The sequence below is a fragment of the Ventosimonas gracilis genome (assembly GCF_001580025.1).
In the GTDB taxonomy this organism is placed as follows: domain Bacteria; phylum Pseudomonadota; class Gammaproteobacteria; order Pseudomonadales; family Pseudomonadaceae; genus Ventosimonas; species Ventosimonas gracilis.
The window spans coordinates 1-405 of the sequence record NZ_LSZO01000160.1 but is presented as its reverse complement, the minus strand read 5'-3'; the positions used below and the strand labels follow the sequence as shown (position 1 = coordinate 405).

The following is a 405-nucleotide window of genomic DNA, read 5'->3' as shown; positions in this document are numbered from 1 at the left end:
AAGATCGGCGGCAAGTGCGCGGCTGGCCGGATGCGTGAGCACGCCTTGCACGCCTGCGCGTTCAAATTGCCAGAGGCCGCGTGCAGGGCCGCCTATTTGTTTGCGGTGGATCAGGCGGCTTTCTTGCAGGCCAATCGCCAGTAGCATGACTTCAGCCCCCGCGCCTTGCAGTTTTGGCGGCAGTTCGCCCAGCGCGGGGCGGATGATTTGGCTGAGTGCGTTTTTTACGATCATGTGAGTGCCTGCCAGCCGTTGTTAAAGCGTCCGTGCAGTTTTTTGTCGGCCTCGCAGAGGACAAGGCGCACGGCGGTAAATGTCCAGTGGTTGTTTTCAAAGCGTGCCAGTTGATGGGCTTTGCCTGCCCATGCGCCGGATGGGCTTGCGCCTACGATGTGCCGCGCGCCT

Annotated in this window: 1 protein-coding gene and 1 pseudogene; both read right to left on the bottom strand. The window is 61.2% G+C overall.

Annotated elements, in window-relative coordinates; translation table 11 throughout:
- Positions 1-234 (bottom strand): annotated as a pseudogene (locus AXE65_RS07820) (hypothetical protein); the annotation flags it as partial.
- Positions 231-392, bottom strand: coding sequence for a DUF2793 domain-containing protein (locus tag AXE65_RS14460; RefSeq protein ID WP_369126237.1), 162 nt, complete (start codon positions 390-392; stop codon positions 231-233). The pseudogene AXE65_RS07820 and the gene AXE65_RS14460, both read right to left, overlap by 4 nt.
- Positions 393-405 lie beyond the last annotated feature (13 nt).